The 17,840-nt window shown below is 55.8% G+C and carries 12 protein-coding genes; 6 read left to right on the top strand and 6 right to left on the bottom strand.

Features of this window, described 5'->3' with window-relative positions; all coding sequences use genetic code 11:
• Positions 1 to 544: 544 nt before the first annotated feature.
• Both AB4Y32_RS39465 and AB4Y32_RS39460 read right to left on the bottom strand, forming a co-directional pair.
• Positions 545 to 1,321 (bottom strand): GH12 family glycosyl hydrolase domain-containing protein, encoded by a 777-nt coding sequence (locus AB4Y32_RS39465; RefSeq protein WP_368726434.1) that lies wholly within the window; start codon positions 1,319 to 1,321, stop codon positions 545 to 547.
• Positions 1,322 to 2,045: 724 nt separating this feature from the next.
• The gene (locus AB4Y32_RS39460) at positions 2,046 to 2,900 is read right to left on the bottom strand and encodes a sterol desaturase family protein (RefSeq protein ID WP_368726436.1); all 855 of its coding nucleotides are present in this window, start codon (positions 2,898 to 2,900) and stop codon (positions 2,046 to 2,048) included.
• 1,069 nt (positions 2,901 to 3,969) lie between these two features.
• Between AB4Y32_RS39460 and AB4Y32_RS39455 the strand changes: the two genes are divergently transcribed.
• The 3 genes from AB4Y32_RS39455 (at position 3,970) to AB4Y32_RS39445 (ending at position 8,473) form a co-directional block, all read left to right on the top strand.
• Positions 3,970 to 5,658, top strand: coding sequence for an NAD(P)/FAD-dependent oxidoreductase (locus tag AB4Y32_RS39455; RefSeq protein WP_368726433.1), 1,689 nt, complete (start codon positions 3,970 to 3,972; stop codon positions 5,656 to 5,658).
• A 30-nt stretch (positions 5,659 to 5,688) separates the two neighbouring features.
• Positions 5,689 to 7,029, top strand: a complete 1,341-nt coding sequence (locus tag AB4Y32_RS39450; protein ID WP_342945196.1) for an amidase family protein — start codon at positions 5,689 to 5,691, stop codon at positions 7,027 to 7,029.
• An 85-nt stretch (positions 7,030 to 7,114) separates the two neighbouring features.
• Entirely contained in the window at positions 7,115 to 8,473 is a 1,359-nt protein-coding gene (locus tag AB4Y32_RS39445) for a carboxyl transferase domain-containing protein (RefSeq protein WP_368726432.1), read from the top strand.
• A 239-nt stretch (positions 8,474 to 8,712) separates the two neighbouring features.
• Here AB4Y32_RS39445 and AB4Y32_RS39440 read toward each other — a convergent pair whose 3' ends face one another.
• On the bottom strand, positions 8,713 to 10,005 hold the full coding sequence (locus AB4Y32_RS39440) for a cytochrome P450 (RefSeq protein ID WP_368726435.1): 1,293 nt from the start codon (positions 10,003 to 10,005) through the stop codon (positions 8,713 to 8,715).
• A 1,849-nt stretch (positions 10,006 to 11,854) separates the two neighbouring features.
• A complete protein-coding gene (locus AB4Y32_RS39435) occupies positions 11,855 to 12,487 on the bottom strand; it encodes a response regulator transcription factor (RefSeq protein ID WP_342937636.1) in 633 nt (210 codons plus the stop codon).
• Between the two features lie 472 nt (positions 12,488 to 12,959).
• On the opposite strand from AB4Y32_RS39435, the gene AB4Y32_RS39430 reads away from it, so the two are divergent.
• Positions 12,960 to 13,097 (top strand): hypothetical protein, encoded by a 138-nt coding sequence (locus AB4Y32_RS39430; protein WP_342937637.1) that lies wholly within the window; start codon positions 12,960 to 12,962, stop codon positions 13,095 to 13,097.
• A 58-nt stretch (positions 13,098 to 13,155) separates the two neighbouring features.
• On the opposite strand, the gene AB4Y32_RS39425 is transcribed toward AB4Y32_RS39430, so the two are convergent.
• Both AB4Y32_RS39425 and AB4Y32_RS39420 read right to left on the bottom strand, forming a co-directional pair.
• A complete protein-coding gene (locus tag AB4Y32_RS39425; protein ID WP_342937638.1) occupies positions 13,156 to 13,797 on the bottom strand; it encodes a response regulator transcription factor in 642 nt (213 codons plus the stop codon).
• Positions 13,794 to 15,209, bottom strand: a complete 1,416-nt coding sequence (locus AB4Y32_RS39420; RefSeq protein WP_368726431.1) for a cache domain-containing protein — start codon at positions 15,207 to 15,209, stop codon at positions 13,794 to 13,796. Before AB4Y32_RS39420 ends, AB4Y32_RS39425 begins: the two co-directional genes overlap by 4 nt.
• 184 nt (positions 15,210 to 15,393) lie before the next feature.
• On the opposite strand from AB4Y32_RS39420, the gene AB4Y32_RS39415 reads away from it, so the two are divergent.
• Together AB4Y32_RS39415 and AB4Y32_RS39410 are read left to right on the top strand one after the other, a co-directional pair.
• The gene (locus AB4Y32_RS39415; protein WP_368726430.1) at positions 15,394 to 17,472 is read left to right on the top strand and encodes a carbon starvation CstA family protein; all 2,079 of its coding nucleotides are present in this window, start codon (positions 15,394 to 15,396) and stop codon (positions 17,470 to 17,472) included.
• 12 nt (positions 17,473 to 17,484) lie between these two features.
• A complete protein-coding gene (locus AB4Y32_RS39410; RefSeq protein WP_342937641.1) occupies positions 17,485 to 17,691 on the top strand; it encodes a YbdD/YjiX family protein in 207 nt (68 codons plus the stop codon).
• Positions 17,692 to 17,840: the final 149 nt, after the last annotated feature.

Here is a 17,840-nt window from a genome sequence, read left to right as displayed (position 1 = left end):
GGGGCACTGCGGCTCGCAGGCCGAGCAGCCGGTGCACGTCGACGCAATGATCTTCAGGGCCATGCGACACTCCTTGCAATGATGATCGGTGTACGCCCGGTGAGACAGGCATGACTATCCTGCCTGCTGCCTAGGCGGCGGCAGGCGCGCTTCGCCGGTGCACCCAAGCGCGTTATCTGTACGACGCCGCTACAGGCAGTCGAGGGCAGCATGCTGTCGCTCACGCTATCCATCCATAGATGGCTCGTAGCAACCGACGGCGGTTGCGCAGTAGGCAGGAGCGAGATCCGTGCCACTCGCGCGCGGTGGCCTATGGCGCAAGTGCAGCGAACTCTTAGTTCATCTTGTCTCGCTACGCCGACATTCAAACCCGACAACTGGAGCCAGGCCTGTCGCTGTTACGACAAAACGAGATGACTGCCCGGCACAGAGAACTTGGCTTCAGGTTCATCGAGCGTGACGTATCCCGCGCGCTGCGCCGCGCGATGAAACAACCCGGCACGCCCGGCGTGCAGACGGCAGTCCGCGACGCTAGGCGGTGGAATCACTCGGCGGTAACGGTGAAGTTCTTGGACGCGAAACTCAGGCCGCCCGGCGATGACGTGATCTCGAAGCCATACTGGAGTTCGCCGATCATAACGTCGTCGAAATAGTTAAGTGACTTCAGGTACTTCATGATCGCGAGTACATCGATCGTCGTGTCGTTGGTCTTAGTTGTGCGCACGAACGAATAAACCGGGTTGCTACCGTTGCTGCCCACGTAGACGTTCCAAGTCCCACCGGCTAGCGAGACGTTGCTGTGCAGCGGTATCGCGCAGCCAGCGGACGTCCAGTTATAGGAGATCGGCTTGACATTACCGCAACCCTCCGAGGTTCCAGTGTAGTTCAGCCAGACCATAATCTCGTGCGCATTGTTGCTAGCCCATATATCGAGGGTCGATTCCCATGCACCGCCGGAAGGCGTAGTAGCCGATACCGCCGCGGTCAGCGTGTTCAGCGAACTGATGGTCTTGTTGATCAAGTAACCGATGTGCGGATAGGATTTGATGCCGCTGGTGTTGGGCTGATCTGAAGTTACGCCCCAGTCGAGGTTCGTGTTGGCCCAGATGCTCTGCGCACCCGCTTCCACATTGCGGCAGGGAGACCAGACGTCGTTGTTGAGGGTGTAGCTGCCGTAGATCCACGAGGCGAATAGATTGGTCGAGAAGCAGGACGAGGTTTCGGGGGAAGATGCAGACCAAGTCGCGGCCTGCGCGCTGCTGACGCCAAGCATCAGTGTGGCGGTGGCGGCGTAGCTTGCTAGGATCGAGATTCGGGGCATGGTATTGCTGCCTCCTGTCAAGTGGATGGATCTGTCGGAATCAGTGGGGGCGAGCGGCTTAAGCAGCAATCCAATCCAAATAGAAACACTGCGTGGGAGAAAGTTTTCGTGACGCTGTTGTCCACATCTCCCCCGCGACCATGTGAGCCACTGAATGCAATCGAGCAGGACGCAAGCACAGCAGACATTCCTGAATTCAAACATCGCCGCTGACGCCGCGCGATCGAGCGGCGCATCCTGTTCGCACGAACTTGACTTCCTGCGCAGCCGTATCGATTTCTGTTGCAGGTCCATTGGAATAAGGCGGCGGCACGGCAGCATTTTGAAAAATAAATCGCCCAGAATGGCGAGCTCGGAACGAATGGTATGCCCGGCCTTGCCGACTGTGTGATACTGATCCTTCCTTTGGCTCTTGGTTCTGGTATAGATCTCACTGACGCACCAACCCCGGCCGAAAGTGCGTTGGTGATAAAACGCTTCTCCCGCAACGGCAGCAACTTACTGTAAGCGCCCAACGATGCACGGTTAACCGATCCACTGAGACGCCTCGCCCCCATCAATTCTTCGAAGTTTCGCTGGCACCCAGCGCACGCACGCCTGGATCACATCAAGCGGGGCGGGACACGCCCGCCCAGTGCATCTTCGTCGAGTTTTCAGCTATACATCCTTCTGTGTTCGACAATCTGATTCTCAGCGTAAACCTTTGCAGCGCTCAATCCCAGCCTCAACTCTGCCGTACACCGGCGCCAGCACTAGCCTTGCACCAGCGGCTACGATCAAACGGAAACATAACGTAGTCAATCACGGTGAGCGGTTCAGACTGGTCTCGAAGACCAACTTCCGGCCACTCATCCCTTTTCGGCCAGTACGCTGTACGAAAAACCGTGTCCCAGATAGTCGTGAAGAACCCGTAGTTTCGGCGTCGGTGATGCAGTTCCAACGAGTGGTGAATACGGTGGAATTTATTGTCGCCGATGACGTATCGAAGCGGACCAAGATTGATGCGGGTGCTAGAGTGCGAAAGATGCGCCTGAAAGGCAATCAGTGTCATCGCAACAGCGGGCACCACGCCAGATTCAAAGTGAATCAGCGTGAGTGGTAGTGCCACAAACACTGCATAAATAAGCGGTTCGGAAACGTGATGATTGCAATTCCACGCTGTCAGCTCGCGAATCGAGTGATGAGTAGCGTGCATGCGCCACATGAATGGAATAGCATGCTGAGCTCGATGCATCCAGTAGTAAAAAAAGTCGCCGGCGATCGCCACCATGACTCCAGAAAGGACGGCCAAGCCCACGTTAATGATTGCGTTGTCTGAGTGAATCAATGTCGCGAAATTGACCGTTAGGAGCGGCTCGACGCCTAACCATTCCAAACCGACGGCGTAGCCGTGCCAGACTACGGCACCGAGCCCAATGCGAATGATCCAATTCCGCACGCCGCGAACGTAAGACGCAAAACTGTATCGATAAGCCGGAAAGATCAACTCAAGCACGACGCACAATGAAGCGAAGATCGCAACGAGCCTAAACGATTTCACAAAAAACTCGGCCATCTGATTAACATCGAGAATATGCATCTGTTTCGCTCCGAGAAAATCGACCGAACGTGCCGCCTCGGTCGGCGCAATTCTTGCGTCGACACAGCCGACTTTCTTCACCGAGGATCACCGGCACAACGGTTATTGATCTTCAGCGCGGCCTGGTAAGTCCGGTTCGGCGTCGAGATCCGCACCCGGTAAGGCCATACAAATTTTATCTTCACGCCGCATTCATACGGTCACCGTGAATTACCGTGCCGTCAGAACGGTGCGTGACCTACTATGCGGCATTTCCAAAAATTCCGAAAATCGATTGTTTGGATAGGAACCATTTGATCTTTAAATGGTTAACGCTACTCCATGACGGAGTATGCTACTGACTTTCAATGGGCTTGACCAACTGTGGATGGCGTAAACACACACGTCTAGACATCCTAATTATTGATTACAGTGTGATAGCGACGCAGCCATTCCACAGGCGACATATAGCGATGCGCCATCTACGCGCCCGACGCCTTTCCGCGTGCATCTGTCGTCTAATCCAGCGAAAAATGTCGCCGATTCAAGGGAAAGCAAGCGCGAAAGGCATACCTGTGCGCACCCGTCGCAAAACCCGCAACTTCGCGCTCGCGCCTACATGTTGGCCGATGGATGTTCTCCTCGCGGCGTCCATACGTGCGACTGCTCCGAGGAAGATTTTCATCACGTGGGCTCGTTCTGGAAGGGCTGCTTTCGTCTTCCGGATAGCTCCGCAGTCTGAATCGGCGCCAATCCTGCGCGGCACCGGGGTTTGCTCGCAACATCAGTCGGTGTGAGTGCCTAGCGATTTTGAGGCACCGATTGCCAGCTAGCGTGTCGTAATGCAAAGCGTCAAAGAAGCTCCAATAGCCTGGTACGAGTATCAATATTATTTGTTTGATATGGGTCCGGTGCTTTTGATATGGTCACATTCACCGTGACTTCAATGAATGGAATTTTTTGGCGGCATGCTGTATAGGCTTCGACTACGGAATAGATCAGTATCCGATCTTTGCGAACGAAGGCCGCTGCAGCATTCACATCAACCATCGTTCCCTAGGCGGATGCATTGTCACAACGGAGACAATCCATGAAGAACCGTGTCGAATTTTCACAAAGTTCATCGCCGACTGTTGACCTGCTGTATGACTACGCTCCCTTCCTCCAACTTTCAGAGTCTGAAGGAGGAATTGGCTACTTTCCGTCCGGTATCCCCACTCCCCGAGTTGCCATCGTTGGAGCCGGTATCAGCGGCCTTGTGGCTGCCACAGAACTATTGCGAGCAGGTGTAAGCGACATTACATTATTTGAGGCTCGCGATCGCATTGGAGGAAGAATTTGGTCCCAAACATTTGATCCAAAGCATCCACATCTTATTGCTGAAATGGGCGCAATGCGATTTCCTCCTAGTGCGACCGGCCTTTTTCACTATCTAAACAAACATAACATCTGCACGACAGCGTCTTTCCCTGACCCAGGAGTGGTCGATACCGCACTGCATTATCGCGGCGCTCGTCATGTTTGGCCTGCGGGAGACCCTCCACCGCCATTATTCAGACGCGTTCATGCAGGCTGGACAGCCTTATTACGTCACGGGTGTGTGCTAAACGGCGTCTCTCTCGTAGCGCCAACAAAAATTACGGCCATGTTGAGGTCACATCAACTCGAAGAAGCACGTACAGCATGGCAGGCCTGGCTCGACGCATTTCGGGACAGTTCGTTTTATTCCGCCATTGTGACGATTTTCACTGGGCCGAATCCACCCGGCAGCGTCCCATGGAAGAGACCTGACGACTTCGAGCTGTTCGGCTCTTTAGGGATAGGTTCCGGCGGCTTTCTGCCTGTCTATCAAGCGGGATTCACTGAGATCCTGCGTCTCGTCATTAACGGCTATCTCGATGATCAGCGCCTGATCTCGAGCGGAACTGCCACATTGGTTGAACGGCTGGCCGAACAGGAGATCGGAGGAAGCACTGTTAGCGAACGGGTTCGCTTTAGCAACGTGGGGCGTATCTACAAAGAGGATGGGAAGATAAAACTCTTAACGGATAGAGATGGGATAGTGGGCGTCGACCGCGTAATCGTTACCAGCAACAACAGAGCAATGCAAATCGCTCACTGTCTGACAGACGACGAAACGTTTCTAAGCCGCGACGTATCCCGAGCCGTGCGGGAAACACATCTCACAGGGTCGTCAAAACTGTTTATGCTGACCCGCGAGAAATTCTGGATGACAAACGGGCTGCCAGTCGCCATCCAGTCGGATGGTTTCGCCCGGGGCGTATATTGTCTCGATTACGAACCTGATAACTCAGATGGGCCGGGCGTGGTTTTACTCAGTTACACGTGGGAAGACGACGCCCACAAGCTGCTCAGCGTCGCCGACAAAAAGCAGCGGTGTGATCGCTTTGTTGAGGAACTTGCAACATTCCATCCAGAACTTGCGCGTCACTTGGTTCCGGCCGGCGATGATTATGATACTAGTGTCCTTCACCACGACTGGCTGACCGACCCGCACTCCTCCGGAGCGTTTAAGCTCAACTATCCCGGCGAGGATGTCTATTCACAACGACTCTTCTTTCAGTACAAGACCGCAAATGATCCCTCAAGGGATACCGGCCTCTATCTGGCTGGATGTGGCTGTTCTTTCACCGGAGGATGGATTGAGGGAGCTGTGCAGACGGCTGTGAACAGTGCATGCGCCGTGATACGCAGCACAGGAGGGAAGCTTCTGCCGGGTAACCCGCTTGACGAAGTACGCATCGCTTACCGTTACTGATACCGCACGTTCCCAGGCATTTGAGGCCCTATGCATTTTGAAAACACACTGCAATCACTCTGCGATCGCATACGGACTGGTGCACTGTCAGCAACTGAAATACGGGAGCGCATACTTGGCGCGGATGTACGTGCGGCAACGCTCAACTGCTTCATTCGTACATGCGACGCAGAGACGTACTTTGCTAGAGCAAACGACGCTTTAAAAGGTGCACCACTATTTGGCATTCCTTTTTCATTAAAGGATAATATTTGTGTTAAAGGTCTCCCTGTCACTGCGGGAACACCGGGAATGGAAGATTGTATTGCCAAGCACGATGCTTCTATCGTCAGGAAGCTGAAATCGCTCGGCGCTGTCGTCGCCGGCAAGAACAATATGCATGAACTTAGCTTTGGCATCACATCGGTCAACCCTCAATGGGGGACTGTGGTGAATCCAGCAGCTCCCGAGCATCTGGCCGGAGGCAGCAGTGGCGGTTGCGCTGCGGCTGTGGCAGCCGGCATCGTTCCCATCGCAATCGGGACGGACACCGGCGGCTCGGTAAGGATACCGGCCGCCTTCTGTGGCATTACCGGCTTTAGGCCCACAAGCGGTCGGTGGTCTTCAGCCGGCATCATCCCCGTTTCTCGAACCAAGGATTCCCCGGGCCTGCTGACGAAGACAGCAAAAGATGCGCAGTTTCTATATGAGTTGCTGTCCCCGGAAGATCGGCTTCCGACAAAAATGAAAAGTACCCGACGCCGAATCGGCCTTCCGGCGTCGATGTGGACGGAACTGGACGATGATGTCCGAAAGTACTGCGGGCACGCCGTCAGACGACTGACTCGTGCAGGTTTCCAGTGCATCGATCTGGATGATTCGGCTGTTGCCGGGCTAAACAAGGTCGGAACGTTTACCGTTCCGATTTATGAATTTTTCACGGACTTCCCGCGGGCATTGCTTTCGCTGGGGTGGGCAAACAGGATAAATACCGTGTTCGATAACATTCGTGACACTGATGTCCGCGATATCATTCACACCAATCTGGCCGGAAAGCTTATCTCCTCCCGAGACTATTCATCAGCTATCCAGAGTATAGCCGCCTTACGCATGGAAATGAATACGTTGTTTAACAACTGGGACATCGATTTTCTCGCTTACCCAACCGTTCCGCGTTCCGTACCGCGTCTGATCGATGCCGGGCGGCCTGGACTATTTGCGGACGTGATTCGCAACACTGATTTGGCGAGCAACGCCGCGATGCCTTCCATCACCCTTCCTGTCGCGCCCAATAAGTCACTGCCGGTGGGATTGAGTCTGGACGCTGCGCGAGGTCAAGATCGCCGCCTTCTGGCCGCGGCAACATGTATTGAAGAAATTCTGATTTCGTAAAAGTGGGCTACCGTATAGCACCGCTCAGAGCAACAGCGCCAGCAGTAGCTGGTCTCACACGCACTGCCGGGAGGGGCAAACGTAAATGCAAATTTCCCTGAAGCGGATAAATGCGCTCTTTGACCCTAGCAGTTTTGTTGATCACCACCAGGATGAGAGGGGTCATTTCATCTGCGGTGAAGGATTGGTAAATTCAGTAAGGACGTTTCTGGTCATGAATCGCGGGCAAGACTGTGAGTTCCGAGGAAGTGGCCAGTGGCGCACTGCCCGCCAAATCATAAGCACGGTAAGTCAGGCTCAGAATAACGGTGCCCCGCTGATCTACATTCAGGATCAGTCTGGAGGGACAGGCAGTTTCGACACGGCAAAGGTGCTTTCGCGAGACATGTCCAGACTGCTTTTGTCTCCCTCGGGAATGGGTCGGGTAAGCGCATCTATCGCGGAATTCTCAGAAACTAATCTGCTGATTTCCGCCATACTCGGTCCTACTTCAGGCCCACTTGCTTTACCGCTGATGCTCGCAGATTTGGTACTGATGACTAAGAATGGCGCTTTATGTATGGGTCGGCCGGATATGGTGAAGGCCATGCTGGCGCAGGAGTCCGACCTCTATTCACTAGGCGGAACAAACGTTCACAGCAAGGACTCAGGCTCGGTTCAACTGGTATTTGATGACGAAGGAAGCTTGTTCCGATGCTTAAAAAAATTGGTTAATGATATTTTTAAAGGCAACTCACGCAGTGTTTTTGAATATCAAGATCCCGATCCGATCGATTTTGAAAAATTGATTCCATCGAATCACCGAACACCATATGACATGCATGATTTGCTATATTCTTTTATCGATAAAGGCAGCCTGACCGAAATAAGCGCACTATACGCACAGGAGGTATTGACCGGCTATGCAACCATCAGAAGGAATCTGATCGCGGTTATCGCCAACAACCCTCGACACAACGGAGGCATAATTCATCGGAAATCTGCGTCTAAAATGGTCAAAATGATAAACATTGCCGCAAAAACAAAAACTCCGATTATATTTGTTGCAGATGTCCCCGGATTCATGATAGGCAAAGAAGCGGAACGTAGCGGCATATTCTCGGCGGCAGCAGAATTGTTTCGATCGCATATTCAATGTAAGGTGCCGAAGTTACTCCTCGTTGCGCGAAAAGCTTACACAGGCGGTGTTTACGCCATGTGTGGACCCGGGTTCGACCCGGTAGCAGTGCTGGCATATCCGCATGCGCACATTGGCGTTTTCAGTCCGGATACGATGAACAAGGTTTTATCTAGCCTTGATGAGGACGCCAGGACCACGGTGCAAACACTATCCAAAGAAATTGAAGATCCAAGGTTATTAAAAATTAGCGGACTGATCACTGACGTTATTAAGATAGAACAAACAAGGGACCAAATAACTAAATATTTATTTCCCAGCAGATGACCGGTCTCGTATTTTCCCGGTCGTTTGCTTTCAAAAGCGTCAAGATTTAAAATTACGTGCTCAAATTACAAGGCACTGGGCGCGATGCACTTCGAATATTTTTCATCAAAACGGCCAAGATTGGCGGACTTGCCGATACCTGATTCTCAGAATATTAGAAGCGTTTGAGCCATTCACGATCGTTACACCAATCATGTCCTCGGCTTCGTGGCAGCATTCCTTCGCTGTTTTTGGTGCAATCATTGCATCACACAGCGCACCGGAAGATGCTTTGGACCACCGACGAAGTTGGACGCGATGAATTCAATTTCCCCCGCCGGCTCGACAAGCCGCAACCTCGGGATCAGTTCCTCAAACAGGATGCGCATCTCCATGTTTGCGAGATGCTGACCAAGGCACACGTGAGCGCCAACGCCGAATGCGAGATGCCGGTTCGGTTTGCGGTCGATATTGAAATTGAACGGCTCAGGAAAGACTTCCTCGTCACAATTTGCTGAACCGTAGCAGAGCATCAGCCAATCGCCCTTTCGGATTGTTCGTCCTCGGACGTCGGTGTCGGCAGTTGCCGTACGCATGAAATGTCGCACTGGCGATGCGTAACGAAGGGTTTCGTCGATAAACTGCGGAATCAGCGAATGGTCCGCCTGAAGTCGCGGCAGCAGCTCAGGGAAGCGACTCAACGCCCACATCGCGACTGAGGTGGACGATGAAACCGTATCGTGCCCCGCCGCGGCGATGATCACGTAATAGCCAAGAAGGGTTGCTTCATCGATAGGCTGGCCGTTGACCACCGCGTTGGCTAGTACGCTCGCGATATCGTTACGCGCGTTCGCCCGACGGTCTTCGGTGAGGCGCTTGAAGTAGTCCTTGAAGTCGGCCACAACGGACAGCAGGGCCTTGCCCATTGCGCTGCTTGAGCCGCCTTGGCGCTGCATCTCGCGCTTGTATTCCGCATCCTCGCTTCCGAACATCTCATGAGTCAGCGTCAAAAGCCGCAGCGAATCCTCCTGCGGAACTCCGAGAATATCCATGATCACGTTCAGCGGGTAGTGGGATGCAACGTCGTTCGCAAAATCGATCACTTGCCCACTTTGCTGCAGCAGTTTCGCGGTCATCGCACGTGCCAGCGATCGAATGCGGCCGTCAAGCTTGATGATGCTGTTCGGCATGAACCATGACTGTGTCAGCGCACGTAGATTCTTGTGCTCGTCCCCATCGACATGCACAAGCGAGCGGACAATGTTCGGACTACCAGTTGCGGAAATAACATGCTCGATCGACGCTTTCGGCCGGCAGACGACAGAATACTCGCCGTTGCAAAACGAGACGGTATCTCGTGAAATCATGGAGACGTCGGCGTGTTTCGTGACCACCCAGAACGGATCATGCCCGTCCGCCATTGCACGCCCGACAGGGTTGTTAGCGCGCGCCCAAGCATACGTTTCATGGAGACGATCAGGGTTGGTATAGTAATGCGGATCAACCAGATGGTTTGCCATGTCTTTTGGCAGGTCGAAATTTGACATGTTTATGACGGTAGGACGGTTTAAAATGCGTCGTGAAATCGACGTGGCCTATAACCACACGCAAAAAGCACTGAAGTTGTTGGGACAGAATTGCGTTCGCCCGATCGTCCCGCGAAACTTTCCGAGACCGGGACCAATACGCCGTAATGCACGCACTTCACGGCCACCACTTGCTGCGACGTTCGCGCAGTCGATGATCACGCGTGCCCCGAATGATGACCTGGATGCGCGTAGAGTATCGTGAGCTTGTCAAGTAGCTGGCTCGGCGCGCCGCGGACGGTGCAATTGCGTCGATATCTGCGCCGATTTCGCGGGCTTCGTGCTCTTTCATTCGATTATGTTATCGATAGTATTCCTCTTGACTTTTGCAGTGAATACACAAATTCTCACTTTGCGCGTTCACCGTTTTGGGTAAAGATCATAAGTGAAAATCTTACGCTTTCTTGCGATCATGAAGGCAACGACCGTAAGCTGATTAAGGTATTCGCCCCTGCTCTCAGGCCGAGGGAACCGAGCGTAGCGAATGCGGCCGACAATATGTCGGTGAGTTGCTTTGCGCGAAGGAACTGGCCATACAGCGATGCGGTCGACCTATCGATCATGACATAAGTGTACCGTTGCACCTTTCATCGCAAAAGAGCTTGCAAATAGGCGGCATGATTGAAATCAATGGCGTCGCGCGGCACCGAGCTTGACTGTGACAGTGAAATCAATTTTTGCCAGCATCGGCTCGGGGTCGATACACCAGAGCAAAGAGAAAGTCTTTACGGTTGTGGCGGAAGACACTGGAACGCATCGACCCGGGCTGTGTCGCGATAAGGCGGTCGAGACGAGCATAAGCGCGTCGTGTGTGACGTTTGCGATGTTTCGCGCATGTAAGGGCCAACAGTGAAAGCGCGCTCATAGTAACAGATAGCTTCCGGAAGACCGCCGGAGTCTGCAAATAGATGGAGAGACACGGGTTGCGTGGGCAACTTTTCGGCCACGTTCCAGGGCAGCAGGTCGTCGATGCGATTGCTTTGTGGTCGGCGATGTGAGCCAGAACGTTCTGAGCGTAAAACCTGTCAGCCGTTGGCGCATAACGCGTCAGGCCGCCTCCGCACAATTGACTGACCCGACACTCGCCCTACAGTTGGGGATTGGCTAGAAAAAACGTTTCAAAAAAAGTTTGAACTTAATCTTCTCGCCGCACTGGCTGATCTAATGGCTCAGCGCACCGTAACGATGGCTGAACGCGCAGTAAGTCACCAGTGCTTTTTCGCTCTAGCTCGCAGGCACTTATCCGACAGATGCACAGGGACTCTCTGTCGGTGTTGCAACAAAGCGCACAAACGCCTTCCACGAGAAGAGCCACACTTATACGATTGCACCCACCGGCGTCGTTACATTGGCAAGAGCGGTTGGGCAACATGGCCAGCTGGCAAAGAACAGCTCGCTTTATCGCGGCCGCCGGTCCCGACGATCGTCATCAGTTGCGCCCATGCGCCGGGTACCACCGAGCTCACGGTCAACAATGACGATCTGCTGCGTCATGCCAGGAAGCCACCATCGAACAGAAGCTCGCCCACTGCGCCGGGGAACGTGTACTGGAGCCCTTGTTCCGGTTAGCTCTACCGTCCGTGAACGCCGGCCTGAACTCGGAGACCACTTCAGGCCAAGTAGGTTCTATCCGCCATCATTGCACCTGGACGAACGGCGTACCCGTCGCAAAGAATACTTCTGCACCCCGGCGGGCCGCCGACAGACGGTTTGCTGCGCACTAGTGCGAACGGCAGATGCGCCACTACGAAAGCTAACACTGCGTTAGGTCCGACGCCCTTCTGACAGAAAGAGCGTGCGCGCCATTCACCTCCGCTTATTCGACGATCAACCCATGCCGGATGGCATACCGTATCACCCCCGCATTGTTGGAAAGTCCGAGCTTCTGCATTAAGCGCGTCTTGTATGTACTGATTGTTTTCGCGCTGAGCGAGCACGCGTCGGCGATTTCGTTGATGCTCCGGCCCGCCGCGAGCATCTGCAGCACCTGAAACTCGCGGTCCGACAGCACCTCATGCGGTGGCACGTCGCCGCGCCGTGTTTCGAAGACCATGGCATCGACGAGTTTCGGGTCGATGAAGCGGCCGCCTTCCGCGAGCTTGCGGATCGCCGCGAGCAGCACGTCCGGGTCGCTGTCCTTGGTCAGATAGCCTGTTGCGCCCGCGAGCAATGCGCGCGAGGCCACCTGTGGTTCATCGTGAATGCTCAGCACGAGTACGGGCAGCGACGGTTGCTCCACCCGCACTCTGCGGATCAGATCGACGCCACTGATGCCGGGCATTGTCATGTCGAGCAGCAGCAGATCCACGACGCAACTGCGCAGCCTGTCGATCACTTCTGTCCCTTGCATCGCTTCCGCCACGACGATGATATCGCTCGTGGTTGCGATGATCTGCCTGAGTCCGCCACGAACAATCGCGTGATCGTCCGCAATGAGTATCCTGATCATGTTCGAGGTCCGCCATCGAGCGGAATGTGAATGGAAACCATGGTCCGCGCGCCCGGCCTGCTGCCGATCGGAAACGATCCGCCGATTAGCAGCGCGCGACAGTCGCGAGATGCCGCGCGACAAGCCGCGAATGAAAGCAGCGCCTGGAGACCGTGAGAAACAACGCATCGACCAGAATGACGAGCGCGGTGCGGCGAAGTAGCAATGGAGATTCGACACCGTTACCTCATGCCAATCCACTGGATATCAGCCTTCACTCGGCGCATAAGATAGTCTTGTTACACCATCAGGATCCAGCGTGATCGCGCAACTAATGGCGAGCACCGTCGCGAGAAACCGGAGTTTCGGGGCGTCGCCGCATGTAGCCAAACCATTCCACCGCGTCCAACGTTGTCGTCCGCTACGCAATCATTCGACGTTGGTGCAACACGTTCGGCGCAGGCTTCGCACGGTGCGGTCAGATCAGCGGCGCATGCGTTCGCATCGCGGCGCCGAGCGCCTCGAAGGCAAGCGCGTTCGGCTGAAGTCGTGGTCGGTTGTCGCGCCGTCGCGGGAGGCGGGTCTCGAGATCGGCGGGCAGAAGTGCGCGCTGCACGGCTGGATGCGCTGAAACGCACACGCATCGCCGCTTTCCGATTCGCGCAACACCGATTTTCCGGGCAGTCGACCTAACCTGAGCGCCGGTGCTCCACGGCGAACTTGATCAGCTCGGCCTGACCATCAATTTCGAGTTTGCGCTTCAGATTCTGCCGATGCGTTTCAACGGTTCTCACTGACAGACCGCTGCGGTGTGCGATCTGCTTGCTCGACAGACCTTCGGCCAGTTGATCAAGAATGTCACGCTCTCGCGGTGTCAAACGCTCCCTAGGATCACGAAGGGTCGACGCCTGGATAAGCCGCGCGCCAAGTTCTTCGCTGAAGAACGTCTTCCCATCAAGAACCGCACCGATCGCGCGAATGATTTCCGCTCCCGGTGAATCCTTCAAAATATAGCCGCGCGCACCGGCGCGAACGGCGTTGGTCACATACTCAACGTTGTCGTGCATCGACAGCATGAGCACGCGTATGTCAGGAAAGCGCTCATGAAACAGCGCGGCGAGCGTTATTCCATTGATCCCCTTCATGCCGACATCCATCAGCACGAGGTCGGGCTCCTGCGCTGCAGCGAGCGTCATCGCTTGTTCCGCATTCCCCGCTTCGCCGACGACAGCAAAGCCTGGCACAGCTTCAAGACGCGCGCGCAAGCCGTCGCGCACAAGCGGATGATCATCGACAAGGATGAGGCGCGCCGCGCCCGTTGGATAGCTCATGAATGGTTTGCCTGCAGTTCTTCCGGAAGCGGGCCGCGCATGAAAAGCGGCACGGTCGCCGTGACTATTGTATGGCCCGCGCGTGAGTCTAGTTGCAGGCTGCCGTTGAGAGCCTCCAGCCGCTCACGGATGTTGCGTAGACCGACGCCGCCAAAAAGACCGGACTGTACGCGTTCGACATTGAAGCCCCGTCCGTCGTCGCTGATAGAGAGAGTGATCTCGCTCCCCGATACTTCGAGCGCCAACGCCGCCCGACTCGCATGTGCGTGCCGGAGAATATTGATCAATGCTTCCTGCGCGATACGAAAGAGCGTCGTTTTCACAGTATCGGGCAAGTGCGCGGCGTGATCGTGGCAATTCTGCGTGAACCCAATCGCCAGTTGACTCTGCGCGCTCAACTCGCGCGTCAGCTGTTCGAGCGCCGCCGCGAGGCCCAGATCGTCAAGCATCGAAGGACGCAGTGCATGCGAGATGCGGCGCACCTCGCGTAGCGCATCGGCGAGACGCGTGATCCCCATGGACAGCGCTGCTTCTGCCGGCGGGACGCGCGTTGCGCTCAGTTCGAAACGCGCAAGCGCCGATTCGAGTAGCAGCTTGACGGACACGAGCATCTGGCTGATGCCGTCGTGAAGTTCCCGTGACAGCCGCGCCCGTTCGTTTTCCTGCGACTCGACCACCTGCTGTGTGAGACGCTTGAGCTTGGCATCGGCGCTGCGATGCTCGCTTACGTTCAACACAAGCGCGCACACGGCAATCACACAAATCCCGGCCAGCGCAATGATGCCGATCCACATCATCGTGTGGTCAATATCGGCCGATGCGCGCCGATCGATGCTTGCGAGAGTCGTATCAACATCATCCAGATAGATGCCTGTGCCGAGCATCCAGCCCCAGCGCTGTAGTGGCACGACATAGCCGAGTTTCGCTGAGAGCTTGCCTGTCGATGGACGATGCCACACATAACGTACATAGCCGCCTCCCTGCGCCGCCATGGCGAGCAGTTGTTGGATTGTCGGCGCCCCTGCGGGATCGCGCAGCGTCCACAGGTCACGGCCGACGAGATTCGGCTCGCGCGGGTGCATCAACGAACGGCCATGCATGTCGTAGACGAAAAAGTAGCCGTCGGGGCCAAAGTCCATTTTCTGCAACATCGCGAGTGCGCGGTCGCGCAGCATGGCATCGTCGCGCGCATTCTTGCCGGCCTCGTCGTACAGAGGCCTGATGGCGCTAGTCGCGAGATCGACATAATTGCGCAATTCAATTTTCTTGCTGCCCATATAGGCCAACTGGGTCGTGTCGTGCTGCGCCTTCGCAAGCGTCGTCGCCTGATGGCGCACGCCGAAGGCAATGCCAGCTATCGCGACGAGAAACGGTACGACGGCGAGCAGAAATATCTTCGCTTTCAGTTTCATGTTGGCAATCCGGTCGGGCGGGCTACGTAGAACTACGTAGCACACTTACGTAGTTGTGCGCTTGTGACGCACTCGATGAAGACGAATACTACACGCCCAAAGCATGGCTCATCCCAGACCATGCGCCGCGCGCACCGACCAGCGGCGCTGACGGTCGTTTCATAAAAATATATTGGAGACTCCTATGAACCGGGCATCCAGTTTTCTGGTGTGGACGGCAGTCGCACTGTTGGGCGCATTCGCGTTCGGCACCATCGCGCTCACGCACGGCGAAAAGGTCAGCGCCCTCTGGGTCGTGATCGCCGCCGTCTGTGTCTACCTAATCGCGTACCGCTTCTACAGCCACTTCATCGCAAATCAGGTCGTGCAACTCGACGGTCAGCGTATGACGCCTGCCGTGCGGCATAACGACGGCCTCGACTACGTGCCGACTAACAAGTACGTGCTGTTCGGCCATCACTTCGCGGCCATCGCGGGCGCGGGTCCGCTCGTCGGCCCTGTGCTCGCCGCGCAGATGGGCTATATGCCCGGCATGCTCTGGATTCTCGCGGGAGCCGTGTTCGCAGGTGCGGTGCAGGACTTCATCGTGCTCTTTATCTCGACGCGCCGCGACGGACGTTCGCTCGGCGATCTCGTGAAGATGGAGCTTGGCACTGTCCCCGGCATAATTGCGCTGTTCGGTGCTTTCCTGATCATGGTGATAATTCTCGCCGTGCTGGCGCTGATCGTCGTCAAGGCACTGACGAATTCACCGTGGGGCACGTTCACGGTCGCCGCGACGATTCCCATTGCCCTTTTCATGGGCATCTACACGCGCATTCTCCGCCCGGGCTGTATCGGTGAAGTGTCGGTGATCGGCTTCGTGCTGCTGATGGCATCGATCGCATTCGGCCAGCAGGTGCACGATTCCGCAGCACTGGCCGCCTGGTTCACGTTCAGTGGCACACAGCTCACCTGGATCCTTATCGGCTACGGTTTCATCGCATCGGTGCTGCCCGTGTGGCTGTTGCTCGCGCCGCGCGACTATCTGTCGACGTTCCTGAAGATCGGCACGATCCTCGGCCTTGCAATCGGCATTCTGATCGTCGCACCGGAACTGAAAATGCCGGCGATGACGAAGTTCATCGACGGCACGGGGCCCGTCTGGTCGGGCAATCTCTTCCCTTTCCTGTTCATCACCATCGCTTGCGGCGCAGTGTCGGGCTTCCATGCACTGATTTCATCGGGCACGACGCCGAAACTGCTCGATAATGAAGCCAACGCGCGCTTCATCGGCTATGGTGCGATGTTGATGGAATCCTTTGTCGCCATCATGGCCCTAGTCGCAGCGGCAGTAATCGAGCCGGGCGTGTACTTTGCGATGAACTCACCAGCTGCGGTGCTCGGCAACATGCCTGAAGCCGTAGCGCAGACCGTGTCTCAATGGGGTTTCGTTCTTACCCCGGAAATGCTGACGCAAACTGCAAAAGCCGTCGGTGAAACGACCATCGTCGCGCGCGCGGGCGGCGCACCGACGCTCGCTGTGGGTATGGCTCAGATTTTGCATCAGGTGATCGGTGGTCAGGCGATGATGGCGTTCTGGTATCACTTCGCGATCCTGTTCGAGGCACTTTTCATCCTGACGGCCGTCGATGCGGGCACGCGCGCCGGCCGCTTCATGCTGCAGGACCTGCTCGGCACATTCCACCCTGCACTCAAGCGCATAGATTCGCTCCCCGCCAATCTGATCGCGACTGCGCTGTGCGTCGCGGCGTGGGGCTACTTCCTCTATCAAGGCATCGTCGACCCGTTGGGCGGCATCAATACGCTCTGGCCGCTCTTCGGCATCTCGAACCAGATGCTTGCGGGAATTGCACTCGTGCTCGGCACGGTGGTGCTCTTCAAGATGAAGCGCGAACGCTTCGCATGGGTCACGCTGGTACCGACCGTGTGGCTGCTGATCTGTACGATGACGGCAGGCTGGCAGAAGATCTTCGATGCCAACCCGAAGGTCGGCTTCCTCGCGCACGCAGCGAAACTTGGCGCAGCTGACCGTGCAGGCAAGATCGTCGCGCCCGCGAAGTCTGTTACGCAGATGCATCGCGTCATGTTCAACGACTATATCGACGCGGCGCTCGCCGGACTGTTTATCTTCGTGGTTGTCACTGTTGTCGTGTATGGGGCGCTTGCTGTCGTGCGTGCTCGTCGCGAAGATTGTGCTACTGATCGGGAGATGCAATTCGAGATGCTGCCCACCGACGAGCGTACAGTTGGCACTAACTGAGCGGAGACCGTGATGTTTTCAGGACTGAGGCACGACGTGCGTAACGCCGGGCGCTATCTCGGCCAGACCATACGGTTGATGGTCGGACTGCCCGACTACGAGACGTACGTTTCGCATATGAGGCGGATACATCCCGACCGGGATGTGATGAGCTACGAAGAGTTCTTTCGGGAACGGCAGGCAGCGCGCTACAGAGGAAGGACGGGGAAGTGTTGTTGAACTTACAGGTGCCGGCTCGTCCGGAGGTGTCAGGAATTTCGTGTGCTGAGGTCGGGTTAAAAGATCTCAGCTCATGGCGCTCGTGAATCGCTCGCCGAACAGAATGGCGAACTGATTGACTGCTTGCCGCCAGGTGATAGGCGGCATCT

It is taken from the genome of Paraburkholderia phymatum, from assembly GCF_040965635.1.
GTDB lineage: Bacteria > Pseudomonadota > Gammaproteobacteria > Burkholderiales > Burkholderiaceae > Paraburkholderia > Paraburkholderia phymatum_B.
Note: the sequence above shows the minus strand (reverse complement) of the source record. Positions and strands in the feature narration are given on the sequence as shown.